Source organism: Microbacterium sp. SORGH_AS_1204, from assembly GCF_030818935.1.
In the GTDB taxonomy this organism is placed as follows: domain Bacteria; phylum Actinomycetota; class Actinomycetes; order Actinomycetales; family Microbacteriaceae; genus Microbacterium.
Genome location: NZ_JAUTBD010000001.1, coordinates 218,618 through 239,604, shown reverse-complemented (window position 1 = coordinate 239,604; position 20,987 = coordinate 218,618). Strand labels below are relative to the sequence as shown.

Below are 20,987 nucleotides of genomic sequence, written 5' to 3'. Positions count from 1 at the left end.
CTCGGCCCCCAACGGGTGGGACTCCTCGCCGAGGGGCGAAGATTCCGTCGGTCGTCGTCGGCCCCTCGCTGCGGCATGCTGGATCGGGAGGCCCGTTCCGGGTCGTTCCGTCATGGTCAGAAAGCAGGAGTCGGTGATGCCGCCCTCATCTCACACCTCTCTCGTCGACGCGTACTTGGCCGCCCTCTCCTCGGCTGACGTGAACGCTGTTCTCGATCTCTTCGCGACGGATGGCGTCGTCAGTTCCCCCTTGTACGGTGAGCGTCCGGCGCGAGAGTTCTATCCGGTGTTGTTCGCCGACACGGCTGGGTCAGCACTCACCCTCCGCCGGACCCTCGTCAGCCCGGCGGAAGCAGAGCCGACCATCGCGTTCTGGTTCGACTTCCACTGGACGCTCGCAGACGGCACCCCCGCCCCGTTCTCCGTCGTCGACCTCGCCGAGCTCGACGTCGATGGACGGATCCAGCATCTGCACATCGTCTACGACACGTACCCGATCCGGCCCGCGTGGGAGCGACAGCAGCGGGCGGCCGAGGACACGGCTCCCTGACTGGCGAGAGCCCGCCGGGACTCACGCGGCGAGATGGGCGCGGATCCACTCGCTGACGGTCGTCGTCGAGATGCCGTGGCGCTCGTTGTAGGTGTTCGCTTTGTCCCACGCGACACCGCGACCTTGGGCGAACACCGCGCGGTACTTGCGGGTCATGTCGTCGGGATCGGCAGCCAACTCGGCCATGAGGGTCGGCTCGGACCACACTCGGAGTTCGAATGGCCTGTCCAAAACCGTCTCGAGAGCGGTGGCCAGCTGGCCGTACGAGATCGTGTCCCCTGCGACGTAGACGATTTCATCGCGGATGCGCGGTGTGGCGAACACGATGTCCGCCGTGAGCACCCCGATGTCTTCCGGGGTCGTGACGGTGACGGTGGTGTCTGCCGTCCCCAGCGCGTTGACGGTGTCGTGGGCGAGGTCGACCATGCCGGAGTCGGCGTCGAAGAGATAGTTCATGAACATGCCGGTGGAGATGATCACCCACTCGGTATCGCGCTGCGAGCGGAGCAGGTCGCGAACGTCGAGCTGGGAGTCGAAGATGTCCTGCGGGCTCCCGCGGCCGATCACATCGAAGTCGACACCGAACTGCCACGGGAAGTACCGGGGCAGCTCGGCGAGGAGGGCGGCTCGCGCCACCTTCATGGGCGTGTCGAGCCCGGCGGTGATGCCGGTGCAGCCGATCACCGTGTCGTAGTTTCGGAAGAGCTGGGCGAGACCCTCCACACTGCTCTTCACGAGATCGCCGCGAACGACGCCGATGCCGAGTCGACGGATCTCCTCCAGATCGCGTTGCTTCGCCGGCGCGGTTGCTTCCGTCGTGGTGCTTCGCAGCAGAACGTCGACGGAAGACCCTTCGACCGCAGCTGCGCGCCGGGTGACGTTGCGAAGGACCGGCATCCCCAGCTCGCCCGCTCCGATCACGAGAATCCTCCGCGACTGTCCATCTCCGTTGCGCATGGAAATCTGCTCCTCTCTCCGGTCCCGACGGTCGGGATCGCTCAGACGCACAGAAGGCTAAACTTTGACATTACTGTCAAGGTCAAGTCGACGCAGACGGGGGGGTGCAGGCACGGGATGAAGATCAGCGAGGCGGCAGAAGCGGTCGGAGCGCCGGCGCGCATGTTGCGGTATTACGAACAGCAGGGCCTCATCGCAGCGTCGCGTTCTGCAAACGGGTACCGGGATTACTCCGAAGAGCAGGTCGATCACGCCCGTCATGTCCGAGCGCTCATCGAGGCGGGCCTTTCCACCCGGATGATCAAGATCGTCCTGGACATCGAGACCCCCGGACCAGCGGAGCGTTCCGACGTCTGCGGTCGAGCATCCGCGGAGGAGCTCGCGCGGGAACTCCGCGTCGTCGAGAATCGCATCGTGTGCCTCGAGAGGAGCCGAGACGCGGTCACCTCGTACCTCGAAGGCGCGGGGTACGCGGACCTCCTCGCCGGCGCTCGCGAGGAACTCGCGTCCGATCACCTGTCAGCGCGCACAGCGCTGTGATCGGGTGACGAGGGCCTTCCCTCGGAGCGGCAGCGGTCGAGTGCGGGGATCAGGGTCAGAACGCGGTGAGGACGTTACGCAGGTGTTCCACGCGCGGCATCCCGTCCAGGTGCGGGCCGATCAGCTCTCGCCAGAGGGGGAACGCTGCGGAGGCGCGAAAATTCTCGTGATCGCCGATACTCTCCCACCCGACGAAGAGCCGGTAGGTGCGCGGGCGTTCCTCCGATGCCTCGAGGCGGAGGGTGCGCGCCCCCGCAGCCCGTTGGAACAGGGGCGCCGCTTCCGCGACGGCCCGCTCGAAATCCCCCTCGTGACCAGCGAGCACGGAGATCGTGGCCACCTCCGTCACCATTCGGACAACGTCGCTGGTGGCGGCGGATTCGGCGTCGACGCGACCGTGCTCACCGGTCGCGGTGAGCGTACGGGTGGCATCGAGAGACCCGTACGTCCAGAAGATGCGCATCTCCTCGGTGTCCGAGACGTTCTCGAAATGGTGGGGGACGTTGGCGGGAACGAAGGTGGTGTCGAAGGTGGCCAGCGGTGTGCGCTCACCGTCGATGTCGACGACGGCGTTGCCCGCGATGACCATCACAGATTCGGCGACGTTGTGAATATGGTGGCCGATGGCAGCGCCGGGCTCGAAGACGGTCACCCCGTTGAGGTAGGTGGTGGCGCCCCGAGCGGCGGTGACGAGGGGGACGGTCCTCGCTCCACCGCCGCGATTCTTGGACGGGAGTTCGCCCGGTCGGAAAACGTGAGCCGTCTGCGACGTGATGCCCTCGATGCTCATGCGTTCACTCTCCGATCTTCTCGCCGCTTGTCGGCGCGGCAGCGGGCCCGATCCACATCGTCTTGATGTTGACGAATTCGCGAAGGCCGTGGTCGCCGAGTTCGCGGCCGTAGCCTGAGGCCTTGATGCCGCCGAAGGGCAGGCGCGCGTCGGAGGCGACCATGCCGTTGACGAAGACGGCGCCGGCATCGATTTCGCGGACCAGGCGACGAGCGAGATCCAGATCCCGAGTCCACAGGGCCGCGCCCAGACCGTACTCGGTGTCGTTGGCGAGGTCGAGGGCGTGGTCGACGTCGCGGGCGCGAATGATCGCCGCCACGGGTCCGAAGGTTTCTTCCTCGAAGGCGGTGTCGCCGGGTTGAACGTGGTCGATCACGGTCGGCGGGTAGTAGAAGCCAGGGCCGTCGAGGGGCTCTCCGCCGAGTTTCAGAACGGTGTGGCCGTTCTCGAGGGTCCGCAGTACCTGCTGGTGCAGCTCATCACGCAGATTGCCGCGCGCCATGGGACCGAGGTCGGTGTCGTCCTCGGTGGGGTCGCCCACCTTCAACGCGGCGGCATGCTCGACGAATCTCGCGACGAACTCGTCCGCCACGGCCTCCTCGACGATGAACCGCTTGGCGTTCACGCAGCTCTGACCGACATTCGTGAAGCGTGCCTTCACGGCGATCCTGGCCGCTTCGGCGACGTCGGCGTCGGCGAGGACGATGTAGGGGTCGGAGCCCCCAAGCTCCAGCACCTGTTTCTTCAGTGCCGTGCCCGCTTGGGAAGCGACGATGCGACCCACCGCGGTGGACCCGGTGAGGGTGACCGCAGCAACCCGGTCATCTTCGATGAGGGCCGCAACATCGCGGGCGTCGATGAGAAGCGACGTGCAGAGCCCGTCGGGTGCCCCCGCGCGACGGACGATGTCTTCGACCGCAAGCGCTGACTGAGGCACATTGTTGGCGTGCTTGAGCAGCGGGGTGTTTCCGGCGGCGAGGGCGGGGGCGGCGAAACGGAAGAACTGCCAGAACGGGTAGTTCCACGGCATGATCGCCAGCACCACTCCGAGCGGGTCGAAGACGACGGCGCTTTCGCTGGCGGTGGAGGCGATGCGCTCGTTGGCGAGGAACTTCGGCGCCTGAGCGGCGTAATAGTCCAAGGTCACCGCGCACTTTTCGATCTCTGCACGGGATTCGGCGATGGGCTTGCCCATCTCACGCGTGATGATCTGCGCGTACTCCTCGCTGTCCTCGCGCAGCACCTCGGCAATGCGGGTGAGCAGCCCGGTGCGCACCTCGATGGGCTCGCGTCGCCAGGCACGCTGGGCGGCGGCCGCGGCGGCGAGTTTGCGCTCCACCTCGTCGGGGGTGTGGAGCTCGAAACTCGCAACGACCTCTTCGGTTGCGGGGTTCACCGAGTGGATGGCCATGATGGTGCCTTTCTGGATGCGGGGCTTAGAAGAGGGGATAGGCGATGAAGCCGCCGACGGCGAGCATGATGAGCGCGACGATGGCGCCGCGCCAGATCACCTTGCGGAAGTGCTCGCCGAGGTTGACGTTGGCGAGCCCGATGAGGAGGAGGAACGACGCCACCAGCGGGCTCGACTGGTGAAGGGCCTGACCGACCAGGGAGGCTCGGGCCATTTCGACGGGGGTGATCCCGTAGTGCCCGGCGGTCTCCGCCAGGATCGGCAGGACGCCGAAGTAGAACGCGTCGTTGGTCATGATGAACGTCAACGGGATGCTGAGGATGCCGGCGATGACGGCCATGAAAGGTCCCAACGCCGAGGGGATGACGCTGACCAGCCAGCCGGCCATCGCCTCGACCATGCCGGTGCCGTTCATGACGCCGGTGAGCACGGATGCGGCGAAGACCATGCCGACGACGGAGACGATGGATGAGGCGTGCGCCTTGATCTGGGCGGACTGTTCCTGGATGCGGGGGAAGTTGACGACCAGCGCGAGGGCAGCGGCGACGAGGAAGATGACGACCGGCTCGGTGATGTCCATGACGAGCACGGTCATCACCGCGAGGGTCAGCACGAGGTTGAACCAGATCAGCTTGGGGCGCGCGTTGGGCCGGTCGAGGATGTTCCTGCCCTCATCGTCGACGGGAACGGCGAAGTTGTTGGTCACGACCACGGAGGAGTTCCATTTGGGCGTGCCGCCTTCCTGGGCGGTGCCGCCGCGGAACAGGCGCGACGAGCCCGAGCGGATCTCTTCACCGACGACGTCGGCCTTTCGGAGGAAGCCCGGGGATTCGGTGAGCTCGAGGCGTCCGAGGCGCTTGGTCTCGGAGCGACCCATCAGATAAGCCAAGACGAGCACGGCGCCGACGCCGGCGGCGATGGAGGGGATCATCGGCACGAAGATGTCGATGGGCGACACGTTCAATGCGGCGGCGGCGCGGGCGGTGGACCCGCCCCACGGGACGGTGTTCAGCACACCGTTGGACATGGCTGCCACCACGGTGAGGATGACCGGGCTCATGCCGAGGCGCAGGTAGATCGGCAGGAATGCGGACGTGACGATGATGAACGTCGTCGATCCGTCGCCGTCCAGCGACACGATCGAGGTCAGCAGCGCCGTACCTACGACGAGGCGGGTGGGGTGATCGCCGACGAAACGAAGGATCAGCCGGATGAGCGGATCGAACAGACCGACGTCGATCATGGTGCCGAAGAACATGGTCGCGAAGAACAGCAACCCGGCGGTGGGTGCCAGCTTCAGGAACGATTCGATGATCATGTCGCTGAGGCCCAGGCCTGCCCCGGTGAAGAGCCCGAAGATGATGGGCACCAGGATCAGCGTGGCTATGGGCGTGGCGCGTTTGGTCATGACCAGGGTCATGAAGACCGCGATCATCGCGAAGCCGAGTACAACGAGCATCGTCGCTCCTCCTACGGGATTTGGGGGTGGCCGCAGTGCCGCCACCAGAAGTTATACACGTAGGTATACCCCTCTGACAACTATGCTGAGCGTATGGTTGAAGAACTAGGCGCGTGGCGTGGGAAATCCGAGAAGGTGTACGCACAGCTTCGTCACGACATCGAGCGAGGCACTCTCTCTCCCGGGCAGAGTCTGTCCGAGATCGAATTGGTCAGTTACACCGGCGCCTCTCGCACCCCCGTTCGGGAAGCGATCCGTCGGCTCGCGGCGGACGGGCTGATCGATCTGGAGCCGCGACGCGCTCCGACCGTCTCGCGCATCTCGCTGCGCAGCGCTCGCGCTCTGTTCGACTTCCGCCGGCTGATCGAACCGGAAGCCGTGCGCGCGGTCGCGAACAAGGCCCAGGCCGATGCGTCACTCCGAGACGAGTTCCTCGGCCTTCTCGACGATTTCGTCTCCCTGCGAGGCGCCTCCTACGATGACTCCTTCGCCGAACGCTTCCGCGACGCAACGGCGGCGTTCGACCGGATCATCGCCCGTCACACGCCGAACGACTACCTCGCTCGAGCGATCGCCGATCTGCGCCCGCACAGCGCACGGTTGCGATACATCGCTCACAGCGATCGTTCTCGCCTGCAAGAATCCGTGAACGAGCACATTCGCATGTGCACGTCGATCATCGACGGCGACCCGGATGCGGCCGCTGCCGCCATGGTGTCGCACCTGCATCACGTCGATCAGGCCATCTTCCGGCAGCTTCTCACCGGTGACTCCGGCGAGGTTCTGGTCTCTTAGAGCGCGAAGCCGAAAAGGCGCGCCCCCTCCGTGATGGTCTGCGAGCCCGGCACCACCGTGTCGTCGACCGCCGTCTTCCACGCCGCATAGTGCGGGGCGCCGCGGTGCTCGACGGTGAAAGCGTCGCGATCACGGTAGACCTCGTAGAACGCGTAGCGCTGACGCTCGGCATCGAGTTCGATGACGTCGAAGTACACGCATCCCGGCTCGTCTCGTACCGTTGCCTCGGCATTCGCGGCAATCGCCGCCTTGAACCGCGCGAGCTTGCCCGGCAGCACTTCCAGCTCGACCCACACCGCGTGCATGTTCTTCCCCTCATGTCTTCGCTCGTAGTGTATACCTGTTGGTGTACCTATTCGGATATCAGAAAGGCAGATCATGGTTGCTCAGCCTGCAGATCCCCCCACGCTCACGGCTTCCCGCGTCGACCCCGCCGAACTCCGCGCCTTCGTCAGCGACGTGTTCCAGAGCATCGAGGTGCCCCCTACCGACGCTGATCTGATCGCAGACTCCCTCGTCGCGGCGGACGAGTGGGGCCACCAGTCCCACGGCGTCCTGCGGCTCCCGTGGTACCTCGAACGACTGCGTACCGGCGCCATGCGCCCCGTCGCCGACCCGACCCCCGTCGTCGACACCGGCGCGATGCTCATCCTCGACGGTCACGACGGCATCGGACAGGTGCTGACGGAGCGGGCCCGCATCGAGGCCGTCAGCCGGGCGAAGAAGCACGGCGTGGGGCTGGTGGGAGTGCGCAACTCCAACCACTTCGGCACGGCGATGTACTTCACGCGCCGCGCCGCCGCGGACGGTTGCGCTGCCATTCTGACCACGAACGCGTCGCCCGCGATGGCGCCCTGGGGCGGTCGCGAGAAGCGTCTCGGCACGAACCCGTGGTCGATTGCGGCTCCGTACGGCGACAAGGTCGTCGTGGTCGACATCGCCAACACCGCTGTGGCACGCGGGAAGATCTACCTCGCCCGCCAAAAGGGCGAACCCATCCCCGAAAACTGGGCACTGACGCAGGAAGGGGCGCGGACAACGGACGCGGCCGAGGCCGTCCACGGTGTCATCCTCCCGATGGCCGAGCACAAGGGCTACGCCATCACCTTCATGATGGACGTCCTCTCGGGAGCCCTCACCGGCAGCGCCGTGGGGACACAGGTGCACGGACCCTACGAGCCGGACAAGCGCAGCGGTGCCGGACACATGTTCATCGCGATCGACGTCGACACAGCCACGGACGTCACCGCCTACGACGAACGTGTCGCCACCCTCGTCGACGAAGTGAAGGCCGTCCCGCTCGCTCACGGACAAAGCGAAGTGTTCTACCCCGGCGAAATCGAGGACCGTGCCGCCGCCGCCGTCGTCGCCGCAGGCGGATTGCTGCTCCCGGAGCAGACCGTCGAGGACCTTCGACGCGTCGGTCTCGAACAGAACGTGTCGCCGATCGCCTGATCTCCGGCGCCGGCCGGACCCCCGGCCCGGCCGGCGGGACGACGAAGCGGTCCGCCCCCTCGGAGACGGACCGCTTCTCGAATGCTCAGCGCGTGTACGCGCGGACAATCCCCCACACGGCGAAGCCGACGGCGGCCGCGACACCCGCCACGGCCGCGGCGGCGGCACCGGGGTTGCGTTGCGCCTTGGCGCGCACCTCGTGCACGGTGCGGTCGACGGCGTCGCTCGCGCGGCGGGGCACGTTCGCCTTGACCTCGATGGCCGCCAACGCCGCCTTGAGCTCGGCGCGAGCCGACTCGACGGGATCGCTGATGCCCAGGGGCACGGCGGTGCGGGGCACGGGGACGGGACGATCAATACTCATCGCGGGCCTCCTTGACGATGCGAACGTCTTCGGCGATGGCCTTGCCCGGGTTCTCGCCATTCGACAGCTTCTTGAACCGCAGGTAGCCCAGCAGCGCCAGAATCGCGGTGATCACGACCATGACGCCGAACACGACCAGCGCCGACAGCCACACGGGCCACCACGACGACAGCCCCGCGATGACGAAGGCGAAGAACACCGGCACGGCCCAGAAGAGCACCACAAGAGCGCCGACGAACCAGCCGGCACCGATCCCGGCATCTTTCGCGGTGCGCTGCGCCCAGGCCTTGGCGCCGTTGATCTCGGCGACGACGAGGTTGCGCACGAGTTCGGGAATGTCGCCGATCAGCTCGAAGATGCTGTCGTCGGAACGGTCGCGGAATCCGCGAGGAGTGGTCATGCGCGTCAGCTTCCCGACGCGTCGGAGCCGCTCTGGGCCGCCTTGGCCCGCGCGGTGGCCGTCTTCTGGGCCCGCTTGGCGTCGTCGACGGAATCCTCCACGACGTCGGCGACCTCGTGGGCCGACCGCTTCGCCGCGCGTCCGGCGCGCTCGGCGCGCTCCTGGACGGTGCCCGAGCCGGACGCTGCGCCTGTGACCGACTTGGCGCCCTTCCACACCACACCGGGGACGGACGTGAGGGCGGAGACGCCGAGCGCCTTCACCTTCTCGACCTGTCCCTGGACGGCGGGCTGGCTCCAGACCTTGTCGGCCTGCTCCTTGATCTGCTCGTACCGCTGGCGGCCGGCGCGTGCTCCGAGCACGTAGCCCGCCACGAGTCCGACGACGAGTGCTGCTTTGCCCCTCATGGGGTCTCCTCACGCTCGATCGAGTGCTGGTCGAATCTCACAGTAGTCATGTATGCCGTCTCCGGCATCCACCCTTGACACCGGCGCGCGCATGGTCGATCGCGACGGTGCTCAGCTCTGCCAGAGCGCGGCGCTGCGCACGCGATCGGCCTCGTCGCGCGCGTCGGGGATCACCTGGGCCAACCCCGTCCCGGCGATCCACGCGCCCGTCGCGCCGAGGCCGGGCACGGCGCGCACCGCACCGCGTGCGGCGGCGGTGACGGCGGCGCGTCCGATGGTGGCGGCCGGCTGCGACTGCACGTAACGCGAGCGGTGGGAGGCGACGAGGGCGGATGCCGGCAGCTCGACGCCCAGGAGTGCGGCGGCCTCCGCCAGGGCGAGGCGTGCCGCACCGTCGTCGTCGAGGGCGGCGGTCGCGGGCTCTTCGCCCTGCGCGCCGAACGAGACGCGCACGACATGGATGCCGGGCTCGGTGGCATCCCGAACCCAGTCCCACTTCGCGCTCGAATGGGTGAGGGCCTTGGCGGTGTGGCTGCCGGGCACCGTCAGCACGCCGGTTCCCCGCGGGGCGCGGTCGAGCACGGGGGCGTTCACCACCAGGGTCACCACCTCGACGACCGGGGCGACCGGCTCGCCCGCCTCGAGTCCGGCGACCACCGGGGCCAGGAGCGCGCGCGCCGGCCCCTCGGGGAGGGCCACGATCACGGCGCGGGCGGCGAGCGGCGCGTCGTCGACCGAGGTCGCGACGGACCACCCGACATCGGTGCGGGTGAGGCTCTCGGCGCCGACTCCGGTGCGGAGATCGACGCCGCTGTCGCGGAGGCCCGCGACGAGCGCATCGACCAGGCGCGACATCCCGCCCGCGAGACCCTCGACGGCACCGCCCGGGGCCGGGGCCTTCGCCGAGCCGGAGGCGACCGGCACATCGGATGCCGGGGCATCGGCGGGCCGCGCTCCCGCCCGCTGTGCGCGGAGCTCGGCGACGGCGCCCGTGAGCGAGCCGGTGCGGGTGAGCGCGGCGTTCAGGCCGGGGGCGGCGAGGTCGACGTCGATGTCGTCGGGGCGTGCGGAATAGACGCCGCTGGTGACGGGGGCGACGAGGCGGTCGAGGACGCGCGCGCCCAGGCGCGAGCGCACGAGCTTGCCGAGGCTGTGCGCGTGGCCGATGGTGAGCGGGGGCCGCACCCGGTCGACGTACGCCCGCCACGCGCCCGACCAGCCGATGATGCGCCGCACGTCGGGAGCGAAGGGGTTGTCGGGGATGCCGAGCACTCCGCCCTTCGGCAGCGGCGCCGCACCCACTTTGGGTACACCGGCGACCCAGGCCCCCGCAGGATTCGGCGACACGATGCTGTCGGTGAGGCCGACCTCGGCGAGCAGTTTCCGCACGACGCCGCCGCGGGTGGCGTAGCTCTCGGCACCCACGTCGAGCGTGAGTCCGCCCACCTCGGCGGTGCGCAGGACCCCGCCGAACACGTCGGAGGCCTCGAGCACGGTGACCTGCAGTCCGACCTTGGCGCACTCGCGGGCGGCGACGAGTCCGGCGATCCCGCCGCCGACGACGATGACGCGCGTCTCGTGCGCGCGCTGCACCAGCCGCTCGAGCGCCTCACTCATGCGTGCGTGCCCCGCCGACCGTGTCGTCGCCGGCGGCGAGAGCGTCGGCGCGAGGGGCCGGGTCACGCCCGTGCGCATGCGCGACGATGCGGGTCAGCACGTCGGGGTCGGTGTCGGGCGGCACGCCGTGACCGAGGTTGAGGATGTGGGCGCGCGCCGCGCGGCCGCGCGCGAGCACGTCGTCGACGTGGGCTTCGAGCACGGGCCAGGGAGCGCCGAGCAGCGCGGGGTCGATGTTGCCCTGCAGCGTCACGTCGGGGCCGACGAGGGCCGCGGCCTCGTCGAGCGGCATCCGCCAGTCGACACCCACCGCATCGGCGAGACCGCCGAGGCGCATGTCGTCGAGGAACGCGCCCGTGCCGACGCCGAAGTGGATGCGGGGCACCTCGATGCCCTCGAGCGCTTCGTGCGAGTGCGGCGCGATGAACTCGCGGAAGGTGGCCGGAGAAAGCGACCCGGCCCACGAGTCGAACAGCTGAACGGCCTGCGCCCCGCCGTCGATCTGCGCGTCGAGGAACGCGCGCGACACCTTCGCGAGCCAGCCGGCCAGGCGATGCCACGACGTCGGGTCGGCGTGCATCATGCCCCGAGCGCGCAGATGCTCCTTACTTGGTCCGCCCTCGACGAGGTACGCGGCGAGCGTGAACGGCGCGCCGGCGAAGCCGATGAGGGGCACCGAGTCGCTCAGCTCGGCGACCACGCGGCGGGCGGCCTCGCGGACGGGCTCGGCGGCCGCGGCCACGTCGGCGGGGTCGATCGCGGTGATGCGCGCCACATCGTCGGCCGTGCGGACGGGATCGGCGAAGACCGGGCCGCGGCCGGGCTCGATGACCACGTCGACACCGGCCAAGCGCAGCGGCACGACGATGTCGCTGAAGAAGATGGCGGCATCCACGTCGTGACGACGGATCGGCTGCAGCGTGATCTCGGCCGCGAGGTCGGGGGTCAGGCAGGCGTCGAGCATGCGCGTGCCCACGCGGAGCTCCCGGTACTCCGGCAGCGAGCGCCCCGCCTGCCGCATGAACCACACCGGCTGCCGCTCGGGGCGGTCGCCCCGGAGGGCACGAAGAAGGGGAGCGTCGAGGGAGGCCATGACATCCATCCTCCCATTCGCTTCCGATGAGCAGAGGGGATGCCTTGACGTCGAAAGGCCGCCCGGAATACCTCGCGAAAGCCGGGCGTAGAATATGAATGTGTTGTTGTGCGTCAGCGCGAGTCACAAGACCGCGCCCTTCGAGCTCCTGGAGCGGTTGAGCGTACCCAGCACCCCCGTCGCCCCGCTCATCGCCGCGCACGACGAGTGCGTGCAGGGAGCCGTCGTCGTCGCGACGTGCAACCGCTTCGAGGCCTACGTCGACATGGACGAGCCGGTCACCGCCGCCGTCGCCCTCGGCATCGAGGCGACGCTCGCCGCGATCGAGGCCGCCACCGGCGTTCCCGCCAGCGAACTCGAGGGCGGCTACACCGTCCTCGGCGGCAACGAGGTCGCCGAACACCTGTTCTCGGTGGCATCCGGTTTGGAGTCCGTCGTCGTGGGTGAGGGCGAGATCGCGGGGCAGGTGCGTCGCGCACTGACCGAGTCGCGCAAGCTCGGTACCACCTCGGCCGAGCTGGAGCGGCTGTTCCAGCGGGCCTCCGAGGCGCAGCGCGGCGTGAAGAACTCCACGGCCATTGGTCGCGCCGGCCGCTCGCTCGTGCGCCTGGGCCTCGAGCTCGCCGACAGCCGCATCGCCGATTGGTCGACGCAGCGCGTGCTGCTGGTGGGCACCGGCGCCTACGCCGCCGCCACGGTCGCCGCCCTGCGCGATCAGGGCGCCGAAGACATCTCGGTGCACTCCCCGTCGGGCCGCGCCGCGAAGTTCGCGCTCAAGCACGGCCTCCGCGCGGTCTCGGCCGAGACCTTCCCCTCCGCCGTCGCCCACGCCGACCTCGTGATCACATGCACCACCGCCGAGCACTACGTGCTGAGCGCCGCGACGTTCACCGCGGGCCGCGGGGCGTACGAGACGGCGGTCACGTCGGGCGCGTGCCCGGTCGACCACACGGCGCGCCGCCTCGTGATCGACCTGGGCCTGCCCCGCAACGTCGACCCCGACGTCGCCACCGTCGCGGGCGTCGACCTGCTCGACCTCGAGACCATCCGCCTCCACGCCCCGCTCGAAGAGCTGCAGGCGACGGATGCGGCGCGCGATCTCGTGCGCGACGCCGCCCGCCGCTTCACCTCGGTCGGCGAGCGCAAGAACATCACGCCCGCCGTGGTCGCCCTGCGCGCCCACGTCTTCGGGGTGCTCGACGCCGAGGTGGCGCGCGTGCGCGCCCGCGGTGACGAGGGCGGCCAGACCGAGCAGGCCCTGCGCCACCTGGTCGGAGTACTGCTGCACACCCCGACGACGCGGGCGCACGAGCTCGCCGAAACGGGCCGCGCCGACGAGTACATCGACGCGCTGTCGGCCCTGTTCGGCATCGAGGTCACCGACCCCGCGGCCGCTCCCGCCGCGCTCGACCAGCGCGCCATCGCCGACGCCGGCTGAGGCTCCCGGTTCCTCACGGGGCGGTGCCGCCGCCCGTACGGTGACGAGCGGAGGACCAGGGACCAGCGGAGGACCGATCTCGCGGCATCCCCCTCCCTTCGCCCCAACTCCTCCCTCCATCACCGGCCGCGACGCGCTCGTCCGGGCCTGGGGCTGTCGCCGCCGCCGCGACGTGCCGCGAGTGCCGCTCCCTGACGTGCCGCGGCGCGACGTGGCCCGTGCCGAGCGGAGGACTTGGGACGAGCGGAGGACCGAGCTCGCGGCATCCGCCCTCCCTTCGCCCCCGGTCCTCCATCCAGCACCGGCGCACTGTCGGTGCGGCGAGGCGACCCGGGCTCGGGCTGTGTCGCAAGCGTCCCCTATCCCTTCCGCGAATCACTTCGCCTCGCCGGCTCACCTCCCGCGTCCGGCCCAGTTGCAAGCCGGGGGAGCTGAGGAAGCGGAGGAAAACGCGCGAGCGGGAGGACCGCCGACGCGGCATCCGCCCTCCCCTCCCCGAATCACCTCTCGTCCGCGAGGTGGCGGGCGGCTCGGGCAGGATGGGTGCCATGACCACTCCGGCATCCGAGGTGTACACCGTCGCGGGCGAAGACCGTGCTCGAAACGGTCTGCGCTGGGTGGCCACCGTCGTGATGGGCCTTCTCGACGCCGGCCGCGACGCGCCCTCGGTGAGCGAGGTCGTGATCCGCCGAACAGATGGATCGCTGGTGAAACGGCTGCCTCCGGGCGACGTCGACGCCTTCACCGACCAGCTGAACGAGATCACCCGCGACATCGCGACGATGGATGCCGTGCCCTTCGCCGCGAAGTGGATCGCCGAGCGCGACTGACGGTGCCCCGCCGACCGTTCGGCGCTGCCCGCTCGACGAGACGGCACTTCGCAGAAGGACGCGCTCCCGGCCGCACGCGCAGCGCTCCCCCGGAGCCCTGGGACGACAATAGAGGCATGAGCCTGCGCATCACCGACGACCCCGCCGCCGACGAGTTGCTGTCGAGCAACCCGCTCGCCCTGCTGATCGGCATGCTGCTCGACCAGCAGGTCGCGATGGAGACGGCGTTCGCCGGGCCCCTGAAGATCCAGGAGCGCACCGGAGCGATGGATGCCGCGACGATCGCGCACGTCGACCCCGATGACTTCTCCGCCGCGTTCGCGCAGTCGCCCGCGGTACACCGCTTCCCGGGCTCCATGGCCAAGCGCGTGCAGTCCCTGTGCGCAGCGGTCGAACAGGACTGGGGAGGGGATGCCGCGAACATCTGGACCCGCGATGATCCCGACGGCGCAACCGTCCTGAAGCGTCTGAAAGCCCTGCCGGGCTTCGGCGAGCAGAAGGCGAAGATCTTCCTCGCGCTCCTCGGGAAGCAGCGCGGATTCACCGGCGCCGGGTGGCGCGAGGCCTCGGCCCCGTACGGCGAGGACGGCTCGTTCCGTTCCGTCGCCGACATCGTCAGCCCGGAGTCCCTGAGTAAGGTGCGCGAGCACAAGAGGGCCGCGAAGGCCGCCGCGAAGGCGGTTGATTGACCCCTCCTCCCCCGGCGGGAGAAAAAGGAGAGTTCTCTCATCTGGCTTTCTTCGCCCGTGAGCCCTGGTTAAAGTTTTCGAGTTCGTTGCACGGTATTCGCGATCGAAGGGTGGGCTCTCGTGAAGTTCGCAATGGGTTCCGACACTCTGGGTGTGCTGACAAAGGCCACCTCGGGGTCGAGTGATGAATTGTCTCTGCTGGTGCGCCAGCTGTTCGAGGCGGCCGAGCCGCTCGAGGGACAGTTTCAGGGCGCGGGTCGAGCCGCGTTCGACCGGTTCAAGTCGCGTACCGACGCGATCTCGTCCGAGCTGAAGCTCGCACTGGACGGCGTTCTCGGCGGCATCTCGGGCATGGACCGCTCGTTCCAAGAGGGCGAGTCGTCGATGGTGGATCAGACCACCAGCCTCGAAGCCGGATCATCGTTCGACGCCGCGCGTTTCGGCGCCCGTTGAGAGAGGACTGACCCATGGTGAACCAGGGAGATCGTCGCGACTACTCGATCGCGGCGTCGCAGAACGCCCAAGACAACTTCAACCGCGTCGCGTCGCTCCTGGAGACGCTGATCGACCAGCGTGACCGCGATGTGCAGGCCGCGATGGCCGATTACTCCGCCGACGGGGTGTCCGAGGACTACCGCGGCAAGGAGCTGCGCTGGAAGAACGCCGCCGCCGAGGTGCGCGGCATCATCCAGACGCTGCGTTCGTCGCTCGAGCGCAACGACGAGTCGGCCCAGACCGCGCTGAGCAAGGCTCGCGCGGCGGTGGAGTCGATCGGTTGACCTATTCCGCGTGATGCCGGGCGCCTCGTGCGCCCGGCATCACAGGTGCGCCGCGTCCGGGGTGAGCGACGCGGGTGCAGAAATCAAGCGAAGGGGACCGCGCGATGACAGGGTGGCGCATTCAGCCGTCGGGAGTCGTAGCCGTGCTGCAGGAGGTCAATGTCGACGCCGAGGCGCTCGGCGCGGCCCTGAACTCGTTGACGCCCGCGCTCGAGGGCGCGGTGACGGCCACGCAGTCGGGTGCGATCTCCGAGGCGGTGCAGGCGTATTTCCAGCAGGAGGAGGGCCCGCGCATCCAGGGCATGAGCACGCGCATCGGTGCCGCCGCGAACGGCGTCGTCACCGCGACAGAGGCGTACGTCACCGGCGACATGGACATGGCCGCCAACGCGCAGGCAGCCGCGGTCGCCGCTGTCTACCCGCCCGACCTCCCCCACGGAGTGATGTGATGCCGACCCCCATCGATCACGAGAAGATTCCCGGCGCCGCCATCCAGCCGGATGCGATCGAAGAGAACGCCCTCACGATCGGCGCCATCTCGGGTCAGGTGTCCGAGCACGGCTCGAACGTGAACCTCACATGGCAGGGCATGGCCGGCGTATACGAGGCACCGGAATCCCCCACACTGCTCGGCCTCATGGCCCCCGTCAGTTCGCAGGCGACCCAGGTCGGCGACAACCTGTCCGAGGTGTCGGCCGCGCTCATCGCGTTCGCCGCCGACGTGCGCCCCATCAAGGCCGAGCTCGACTCGCTGCGCATCGAGGCAAAGGCCTTCACCGATTCCATCGCGGGTGGCGTGCAGGTCCGCGAGATCAACCCGGCGTGGACGGCCGCGCAGTCGCCCTACGGCGGCGCGACCGCCATGCCGACGTACCAGGGATCGTGGGGCGGCTCGACGACGACATCGGCGCCCGCCGAGCCCGACAAATACCGCACCGTCACGAAGGAGTGGCACGAGTCGCAGGAGCACGTCGACCGCAACAACGAGCTGCTCGCCGCGGTGAACGCGCAGCAGGTCAAGCTGTGGGAGGCCGAGCGCGCCTGCGCGAATCGCATCCGCGCCCTGTACGGCGCAGCCCCACTGCACGCGGCCGAGTCCGAGAACGACGCGCTGGGCTACGGCATCGCTGAAATCCCCGAGGGCACCGACATGCCGTGGGGCGCCGAAGTCGAGCGCACCGAGGGGTGCGGCGAGGCGACCGCCAAATTCGTCTTCAAGGACTTCCTCTGGGAGGGAATCGTCGTCGGCGGCATCTGGGGCACGGTCGAAGGACTCGGAACGCTCGTGCTCGGCTACAACCCGGCGACGGGCGACTTCTTCTCGACCGACGCGTACGGAGCTGCCTGGGGCAATCTCGGCATGCTGCTGTTCGCGGGCGCGGCGAACACCGGCATCCTCGCTCCGATCTTCCAGTCCGACGCGCTCATGCAGTCGATGGGTATGGACGGTTTCCTGCCGCAGGAGGTGCGCGACTTCAAAGCGAAGGCCGACGAAGCGGCGATCAATACCGGCAAAGCGCTCATCGCCTGGGACAAATGGCAGGACGACCCCGGCACCGCGCTCGGCGAATCGGTCTTCAACGTCGGCACCGCCCTGATTCCCGTGGGCGGTGCGGCCGTGGCCGGGGTGAAGACGGCGTCGACCGCGGCATCCGTCGTGTCGAAGATGGCCAAGGTCGTCGACTTCGTCGACCCTGCCGCGCTCGCGATGAACGGCGCCATGCGTCTGGGCGGAGCGGGACTGCACAGCCTCGACGGTCTCATCGGCCGCTTCGGTTCCGACGCCGCCGACGGCTTTCACCTCAACACGCCCGACATGCCGTTCGTCACCGACGACGCGACCTCGGCGCTGAACGCGCTCGACGATGCCGGGGTCGACCTGAGCACCGTCACGGCGCGCATCGACGACGGCGTGCCGGTCTTCGAGTTCCCGCCGACCGCCGAGATCCCCTCGGGCCGCATCGAGATGCCCGCCGGTTCGTTCGACGGTGTCCGCGGCGGCGACGTACCGGCCCGCACCGACGTGCCGGTCCACACCGACGTGCCGGTCCGCACCGACGTTCCCGTCGGCACCGACGGCGGAGTGGATGCCACCATCCCGGCGCCCGTGCGCGAGCCCGAGCTCGTCACCGCCGGTGGCGTCCGTGGCGAGGCCGGCTCGGGTGCGGTGAATTCGATCGTCGAGGACGCCCCCGTCCGCACCGAGACCGGTGGCGCGGGTGAGTCGACAGTCGTGCGCGAGCCCTCGACGGGAACAGGCGGCGGGAGCGACCACACCGGCGGTCACGGCGGTTCGGACGCCGCGAACGGCGGCGCAGGCCGAGGCGGTGACGACGCGACCGGCGGACGCGGCGACAACGACGCAGACGCAGGCCGCGGCGACGACGGCGCGGATGCAGGCCGCGGCGACAACGACCCGAACGCGGGTCGCGGCGACGAAGGTGCGACGAACGCCCACCACGCGGGCGAGTCGCACGATGTGCACCACGGGGATGACACCGACACGGATGGAGCCGTGACGTCGGAGGATGGCGATCTCAGCCGGAGCGGCCACGCCGATGGCACCGTGCCGTCTCAGGATGGGATCGATGCCGCGTGGCGGAGTTCGGAAGATCCCAGCCTCACGCTCACCTCCGACCAGAAGGCGTTCATCGACGACTACCTCAGCGGATCCCGGGCAGCCGAGCCGCGGCTGACGGGCATCATGGAGGGTCTGCGTTCCGCGTTCCCCGAGGCCAGGTTGGAGGGGCTGGAGTACCGACTCAAGGGCGACGAGTCGCTTTATCGCAAGGTGGCAACTGAGCTCGCGGACACGGCTCCCGGCGTGCCGATGGAGAAGGTCCTCGGGTCGGTCAAGGACAGCGTCCGCTACACGGTCGTCGTTCCGGACGGCAGCTATGGCTCGGCCGTGCCCCGCATGCTCGACGACCTACAGTCCGAAGGTCTCGTTCCCTACGGAAAGCTCAAGAACTCGTGGGGCGCGGACGGGTACCAGGGCATCAACAGCACGTGGTTCGATCCGGTAGGAAACCGGAAGATCGAGGTGCAGTTCCACACCGACGCCAGCTTCGCCGCGAAGATGGACTCACACGTGGAGTACGAGGCCGCCCGGCTTCCCGGCACCGACGACGCCACGCGCACCCAGCTCGAGTCCGCGATGAACGAGCGCTTCGCCGCAGTACCGCGCCCGACCGGGGCCGACGCCGTCAGCTGGCCGAACATCACACCGGGCACCGGGTTCGTCGACGTCGCCGCTCACGTGCCGTCTGAGGCTTTCCCATCCGACGTCTCACGAACCCCGTTGGACGATTCACTCGTCGACGACTCGATCATCCAGAAGTTCCAGCCGTCCTCGGCCTCGGACTCGGCAGTCTTCTGGTCGGGCCGAGTCGCTGTCGGCGAAGACTTCGTGTCATCCATGGACGGCGCTCGTGTCGTAGCGTCGTCCCACGAGCGGTCCACGCTCGAGCAGATGCTCGAGCGTCAGGACTTGGCGGATGCCATGCCGTCCGACTGGTCGTTGCCGTCGACGACGGAGACATGGCGTGCGGTGTCCTCCGCCATCGCGGAGAACGCGCGCGGACACGTGTTCGCATACGTCGGCGACGTCCGGCCGGGTTCCGTCTGGAACATGTACGAATTGCCCCGCCTGATCGAAAATGAAGCAGTGACGAGGATCACCGTCATCGATGCGCACACGGGAAGGCCACTCCATGTCTACGAACGATGACTCGCTCCTGTCCGCGGCAGTGATGGCATTCCTGGGCTGGCCTGCAGCGAAGATGCCCCTCTCGGACGAGAGTGCGGTCGCCGACCTCGCGAGGACCAACTCGGTCGACGCGAACGCTCTGCTCGCCCGTGTCCACGATGCGGTCGCGGCGTCCGACGATCTGACGATCTCGGATCTCGGCACTCATTCCGACGGAGGTGCCACCGCCTACAAGAGACGACTGGCAGCATCACGACCAGCCCTGTCGTCCGCTGCGATCGATGCTCTCGCTTCTCGCTGGTTCTTCCGCCTCCGATGGTTGGGGATCGAATCCGGCCAGGACGCCCCTCGCTATTTCGTGAGATATGGCGGTGAGGGCGCGACTCCCATTCCGATCGCGCTCTACAGACGACGGACGAGAGACGGAGTGATCGTCGACGAGGTCCTCAAGGATGTCGACGAGTGGCGACCCGACACTCGTCGACAGATCCACACCTTCTTCGCGTTCTCCCTGGAATCCGACCTCGAAGAGGTAACGGCCACGGAGGCGGCAGAGTTCGAGGAGATGGTGCGCGCACGAGAGTACGTTCCCTTCAGGTCGACGGCGGCGCCCCGATAAGCGAATCGCCTCTTGTCCGGACTGATCGGACCGTCACGAATCGAGGTCGAGATGATCGACGCGGACGCAGCCCGCGAGCTCGCGCGTCAGGCCCTCCGACACTCCGAAGACGACGGCGGGGTGTGATGCGTGCTCGTGGGGGAGTCGCTCCACGACGGCTCGTGGTGGGTGCAGGGCTATCAGTCCGATGCGTTCGCCGTGCTCGGCGATGTCTTCCGAGCATTCGCGCGAGAAGAATCCCGCGGGGATGTGAAGAGGAGTCGCGTACACGCCGCGATGACTCACAGATCGCTTCCCACCATCACGAAGCGAGGTTGAAGATGATCGACGAGGCTGGTGCGCGTGAGATCGTTCGCGAAACGCTCCGTAGGGCCGAGGAGCACGGCATGCCCCGTTGCGTCCTGGTCGGTGAGACGCTCGACTACGGCTCGTGGTGGGTTCTGGGCTATCAGTCGGAGGCGTTCGCCGCTCACGGAGACGTCTTTCACGCGCTTACGGGCAACGGGCCGTACGTCGTTGCGAAGGATGGCGGCGCCGTGTTCACGTTGTCGAGCGCTGAGCCCGTCGACAAGCAGATGGACCGCTTGAGGCGCAGGACCTAGGTCATGAGGCGCGCACTGACGGCGGCGAGGGACTCGCCCGCGACGTGGCTGAAACGGGTGGCCTGTCGTTCGGACAGAATCTCCGCGCTCCCCGTTCCCGCGCGAACGGCGTACCCCGAGCCGCTCGCCTCCAGATCAACGCCCTCGGCGGGGGAGAGTGGGAAGCAGTCGTCGAATCCCCGTTCGAGACGCCACAGCACCCCGAACCGCATGAGAAGAAATCGATCCGCGTCGGCCTCCCTCGCGAAGACCGCCTCGATCGTTCGCGCGCCGCGGTTCTCGATGTCGACCTGCCAGGTGGAGTCAGCAGCGCGACGGACCGCGAAAGCGGTCTCCGGGTTCCACCATCCCCGTGCAACGTCACTCGCCGCGAGACGGCTCGGAAAGCCCGCTCGATGTGCCCACATCTCCAGGATCTCGTCGTCATCCACACATCCATCTTCGCCGCGACACGTCCCTCCGCCCCACCCGGTCCGAAGCACG

At 68.6% G+C, this 20,987-nt stretch carries 25 protein-coding genes; 13 read left to right on the top strand and 12 right to left on the bottom strand.

Annotated features, from left to right (window positions below):
* The first annotated feature begins 136 nt into the window (after positions 1–136).
* Positions 137–550 carry a nuclear transport factor 2 family protein gene (locus QE410_RS01065; RefSeq protein ID WP_307326846.1) on the top strand — a complete coding sequence of 138 codons (414 nt, stop codon included), beginning with the start codon at positions 137–139 and terminating at the stop codon, positions 548–550.
* A 21-nt stretch (positions 551–571) separates the two neighbouring features.
* Here the strand turns inward: QE410_RS01065 and QE410_RS01060 are convergent, their stop codons facing one another.
* Complete coding sequence (locus QE410_RS01060) at positions 572–1,507, bottom strand: aromatic alcohol reductase (protein ID WP_307326844.1); 936 nt, start codon at positions 1,505–1,507, stop codon at positions 572–574.
* 117 nt (positions 1,508–1,624) lie between these two features.
* On the opposite strand from QE410_RS01060, the gene QE410_RS01055 reads away from it, so the two are divergent.
* Complete coding sequence (locus QE410_RS01055; RefSeq protein ID WP_307326842.1) at positions 1,625–2,047, top strand: MerR family transcriptional regulator; 423 nt, start codon at positions 1,625–1,627, stop codon at positions 2,045–2,047.
* 55 nt (positions 2,048–2,102) lie between these two features.
* Here QE410_RS01055 and QE410_RS01050 read toward each other — a convergent pair whose 3' ends face one another.
* Genes QE410_RS01050 through QE410_RS01040 form a run of 3 tightly spaced genes read right to left on the bottom strand, consistent with a single transcriptional unit; the run spans position 2,103 to position 5,707 of the window.
* A complete protein-coding gene (locus QE410_RS01050) occupies positions 2,103–2,837 on the bottom strand; it encodes a cupin domain-containing protein (RefSeq protein ID WP_307326840.1) in 735 nt (244 codons plus the stop codon).
* 4 nt (positions 2,838–2,841) lie between these two features.
* Entirely contained in the window at positions 2,842–4,248 is a 1,407-nt protein-coding gene (locus tag QE410_RS01045) for an NAD-dependent succinate-semialdehyde dehydrogenase (RefSeq protein WP_307326838.1), read from the bottom strand.
* Between the two features lie 25 nt (positions 4,249–4,273).
* Complete coding sequence (locus tag QE410_RS01040; RefSeq protein ID WP_307326836.1) at positions 4,274–5,707, bottom strand: CitMHS family transporter; 1,434 nt, start codon at positions 5,705–5,707, stop codon at positions 4,274–4,276.
* 93 nt (positions 5,708–5,800) lie between these two features.
* Here QE410_RS01040 and QE410_RS01035 point away from each other — a divergent pair, with 93 nt between their 5' ends.
* Positions 5,801–6,502 carry a GntR family transcriptional regulator gene (locus QE410_RS01035; protein WP_307326834.1) on the top strand — a complete coding sequence of 234 codons (702 nt, stop codon included), beginning with the start codon at positions 5,801–5,803 and terminating at the stop codon, positions 6,500–6,502.
* Here QE410_RS01035 and QE410_RS01030 read toward each other — a convergent pair.
* Positions 6,499–6,807, bottom strand: coding sequence for a putative quinol monooxygenase (locus QE410_RS01030; protein ID WP_307326832.1), 309 nt, complete (start codon positions 6,805–6,807; stop codon positions 6,499–6,501). The genes QE410_RS01035 and QE410_RS01030 overlap by 4 nt on opposite strands.
* Positions 6,808–6,880: 73 nt before the next feature.
* Here QE410_RS01030 and QE410_RS01025 point away from each other — a divergent pair, with 73 nt between their 5' ends.
* Positions 6,881–7,957 carry an Ldh family oxidoreductase gene (locus QE410_RS01025; RefSeq protein WP_307326829.1) on the top strand — a complete coding sequence of 359 codons (1,077 nt, stop codon included), beginning with the start codon at positions 6,881–6,883 and terminating at the stop codon, positions 7,955–7,957.
* Between the two features lie 85 nt (positions 7,958–8,042).
* Here the strand turns inward: QE410_RS01025 and QE410_RS01020 are convergent, their stop codons facing one another.
* The 5 genes from QE410_RS01020 to hemE all read right to left on the bottom strand — a co-directional run bounded on the left by QE410_RS01020 (position 8,043) and on the right by hemE (position 11,838).
* Complete coding sequence (locus tag QE410_RS01020) at positions 8,043–8,321, bottom strand: hypothetical protein (protein ID WP_307326828.1); 279 nt, start codon at positions 8,319–8,321, stop codon at positions 8,043–8,045.
* Positions 8,311–8,721: a phage holin family protein gene (locus QE410_RS01015; protein WP_307326826.1), complete on the bottom strand. Its 411-nt coding sequence runs from the start codon at positions 8,719–8,721 to the stop codon at positions 8,311–8,313. The genes QE410_RS01020 and QE410_RS01015 overlap by 11 nt, the downstream gene beginning before the upstream one ends.
* Before the next feature lie 5 nt (positions 8,722–8,726).
* On the bottom strand, positions 8,727–9,128 hold the full coding sequence (locus QE410_RS01010; RefSeq protein WP_307326824.1) for a hypothetical protein: 402 nt from the start codon (positions 9,126–9,128) through the stop codon (positions 8,727–8,729).
* Positions 9,129–9,239: 111 nt separating this feature from the next.
* The gene (gene hemG / locus QE410_RS01005; protein WP_307326822.1) at positions 9,240–10,745 is read right to left on the bottom strand and encodes a protoporphyrinogen oxidase; all 1,506 of its coding nucleotides are present in this window, start codon (positions 10,743–10,745) and stop codon (positions 9,240–9,242) included.
* Positions 10,738–11,838 carry a uroporphyrinogen decarboxylase gene (gene hemE / locus QE410_RS01000; RefSeq protein ID WP_307326820.1) on the bottom strand — a complete coding sequence of 367 codons (1,101 nt, stop codon included), beginning with the start codon at positions 11,836–11,838 and terminating at the stop codon, positions 10,738–10,740. The genes hemG and hemE overlap by 8 nt, the downstream gene beginning before the upstream one ends.
* Positions 11,839–11,938: 100 nt before the next feature.
* Here hemE and QE410_RS00995 point away from each other — a divergent pair, with 100 nt between their 5' ends.
* From QE410_RS00995 to QE410_RS00960, 8 genes are all read left to right on the top strand, one after another.
* Positions 11,939–13,276, top strand: a complete 1,338-nt coding sequence (locus QE410_RS00995) for a glutamyl-tRNA reductase (RefSeq protein ID WP_307326818.1) — start codon at positions 11,939–11,941, stop codon at positions 13,274–13,276.
* A 548-nt stretch (positions 13,277–13,824) separates the two neighbouring features.
* Positions 13,825–14,106, top strand: coding sequence for a hypothetical protein (locus QE410_RS00990; protein ID WP_307326816.1), 282 nt, complete (start codon positions 13,825–13,827; stop codon positions 14,104–14,106).
* Between the two features lie 116 nt (positions 14,107–14,222).
* Entirely contained in the window at positions 14,223–14,795 is a 573-nt protein-coding gene (locus tag QE410_RS00985) for an HhH-GPD-type base excision DNA repair protein (protein ID WP_307326814.1), read from the top strand.
* 132 nt (positions 14,796–14,927) lie between these two features.
* Complete coding sequence (locus QE410_RS00980) at positions 14,928–15,248, top strand: hypothetical protein (RefSeq protein WP_307326811.1); 321 nt, start codon at positions 14,928–14,930, stop codon at positions 15,246–15,248.
* A gap of 14 nt (positions 15,249–15,262) precedes the next feature.
* On the top strand, positions 15,263–15,574 hold the full coding sequence (locus tag QE410_RS00975) for a pore-forming ESAT-6 family protein (RefSeq protein ID WP_058231677.1): 312 nt from the start codon (positions 15,263–15,265) through the stop codon (positions 15,572–15,574).
* A 104-nt stretch (positions 15,575–15,678) separates the two neighbouring features.
* On the top strand, positions 15,679–16,023 hold the full coding sequence (locus QE410_RS00970) for a DUF6507 family protein (RefSeq protein ID WP_307326808.1): 345 nt from the start codon (positions 15,679–15,681) through the stop codon (positions 16,021–16,023).
* Positions 16,023–19,304: a hypothetical protein gene (locus QE410_RS00965; protein WP_307326806.1), complete on the top strand. Its 3,282-nt coding sequence runs from the start codon at positions 16,023–16,025 to the stop codon at positions 19,302–19,304. Before QE410_RS00970 ends, QE410_RS00965 begins: the two co-directional genes overlap by 1 nt.
* Positions 19,288–19,902 (top strand): hypothetical protein, encoded by a 615-nt coding sequence (locus QE410_RS00960; protein ID WP_307326804.1) that lies wholly within the window; start codon positions 19,288–19,290, stop codon positions 19,900–19,902. The genes QE410_RS00965 and QE410_RS00960 overlap by 17 nt, the downstream gene beginning before the upstream one ends.
* A gap of 33 nt (positions 19,903–19,935) precedes the next feature.
* Here the strand turns inward: QE410_RS00960 and QE410_RS00955 are convergent, their stop codons facing one another.
* Positions 19,936–20,187, bottom strand: a complete 252-nt coding sequence (locus tag QE410_RS00955; RefSeq protein WP_307326802.1) for a hypothetical protein — start codon at positions 20,185–20,187, stop codon at positions 19,936–19,938.
* A 35-nt stretch (positions 20,188–20,222) separates the two neighbouring features.
* On the opposite strand from QE410_RS00955, the gene QE410_RS00950 reads away from it, so the two are divergent.
* Positions 20,223–20,504: a YrhB domain-containing protein gene (locus QE410_RS00950; RefSeq protein WP_307326800.1), complete on the top strand. Its 282-nt coding sequence runs from the start codon at positions 20,223–20,225 to the stop codon at positions 20,502–20,504.
* Here the strand turns inward: QE410_RS00950 and QE410_RS00945 are convergent.
* Positions 20,501–20,935 (bottom strand): hypothetical protein, encoded by a 435-nt coding sequence (locus tag QE410_RS00945; RefSeq protein WP_307326798.1) that lies wholly within the window; start codon positions 20,933–20,935, stop codon positions 20,501–20,503. The genes QE410_RS00950 and QE410_RS00945 overlap by 4 nt on opposite strands.
* Between the last annotated feature and the right edge of the window lie 52 nt (positions 20,936–20,987).

Excerpts from the sequence above, each read along its gene's own strand:
- QE410_RS00980 (WP_307326811.1), top strand. The coding sequence starts at position 14,928 with ATGGGTTCCGACACTCTGGGTGTGCTGACAAAGGCCACCTCGGGGTCG.
- QE410_RS00985 (WP_307326814.1), top strand. The coding sequence starts at position 14,223 with ATGAGCCTGCGCATCACCGACGACCCCGCCGCCGACGAGTTGCTGTCG.
- QE410_RS01050 (WP_307326840.1), bottom strand. The coding sequence starts at position 2,837 with ATGAGCATCGAGGGCATCACGTCGCAGACGGCTCACGTTTTCCGACCG.
- QE410_RS01010 (WP_307326824.1), bottom strand. The coding sequence starts at position 9,128 with ATGAGGGGCAAAGCAGCACTCGTCGTCGGACTCGTGGCGGGCTACGTG.
- QE410_RS01015 (WP_307326826.1), bottom strand. The coding sequence starts at position 8,721 with ATGACCACTCCTCGCGGATTCCGCGACCGTTCCGACGACAGCATCTTC.
- QE410_RS01060 (WP_307326844.1), bottom strand. The coding sequence starts at position 1,507 with ATGCGCAACGGAGATGGACAGTCGCGGAGGATTCTCGTGATCGGAGCG.
- QE410_RS01055 (WP_307326842.1), top strand. The coding sequence starts at position 1,625 with ATGAAGATCAGCGAGGCGGCAGAAGCGGTCGGAGCGCCGGCGCGCATG.
- QE410_RS01045 (WP_307326838.1), bottom strand. The coding sequence starts at position 4,248 with ATGGCCATCCACTCGGTGAACCCCGCAACCGAAGAGGTCGTTGCGAGT.
- hemE (WP_307326820.1), bottom strand. The coding sequence starts at position 11,838 with ATGGCCTCCCTCGACGCTCCCCTTCTTCGTGCCCTCCGGGGCGACCGC.
- QE410_RS00970 (WP_307326808.1), top strand. The coding sequence starts at position 15,679 with ATGACAGGGTGGCGCATTCAGCCGTCGGGAGTCGTAGCCGTGCTGCAG.
- QE410_RS00990 (WP_307326816.1), top strand. The coding sequence starts at position 13,825 with ATGACCACTCCGGCATCCGAGGTGTACACCGTCGCGGGCGAAGACCGT.
- QE410_RS00950 (WP_307326800.1), top strand. The coding sequence starts at position 20,223 with ATGATCGACGAGGCTGGTGCGCGTGAGATCGTTCGCGAAACGCTCCGT.
- QE410_RS01040 (WP_307326836.1), bottom strand. The coding sequence starts at position 5,707 with ATGCTCGTTGTACTCGGCTTCGCGATGATCGCGGTCTTCATGACCCTG.
- QE410_RS01020 (WP_307326828.1), bottom strand. The coding sequence starts at position 8,321 with ATGAGTATTGATCGTCCCGTCCCCGTGCCCCGCACCGCCGTGCCCCTG.
- QE410_RS01065 (WP_307326846.1), top strand. The coding sequence starts at position 137 with ATGCCGCCCTCATCTCACACCTCTCTCGTCGACGCGTACTTGGCCGCC.
- QE410_RS01025 (WP_307326829.1), top strand. The coding sequence starts at position 6,881 with ATGGTTGCTCAGCCTGCAGATCCCCCCACGCTCACGGCTTCCCGCGTC.
- QE410_RS00975 (WP_058231677.1), top strand. The coding sequence starts at position 15,263 with ATGGTGAACCAGGGAGATCGTCGCGACTACTCGATCGCGGCGTCGCAG.
- QE410_RS00960 (WP_307326804.1), top strand. The coding sequence starts at position 19,288 with ATGTCTACGAACGATGACTCGCTCCTGTCCGCGGCAGTGATGGCATTC.
- QE410_RS01035 (WP_307326834.1), top strand. The coding sequence starts at position 5,801 with ATGGTTGAAGAACTAGGCGCGTGGCGTGGGAAATCCGAGAAGGTGTAC.
- QE410_RS01030 (WP_307326832.1), bottom strand. The coding sequence starts at position 6,807 with ATGCACGCGGTGTGGGTCGAGCTGGAAGTGCTGCCGGGCAAGCTCGCG.
- QE410_RS00965 (WP_307326806.1), top strand. The coding sequence starts at position 16,023 with ATGCCGACCCCCATCGATCACGAGAAGATTCCCGGCGCCGCCATCCAG.
- hemG (WP_307326822.1), bottom strand. The coding sequence starts at position 10,745 with ATGAGTGAGGCGCTCGAGCGGCTGGTGCAGCGCGCGCACGAGACGCGC.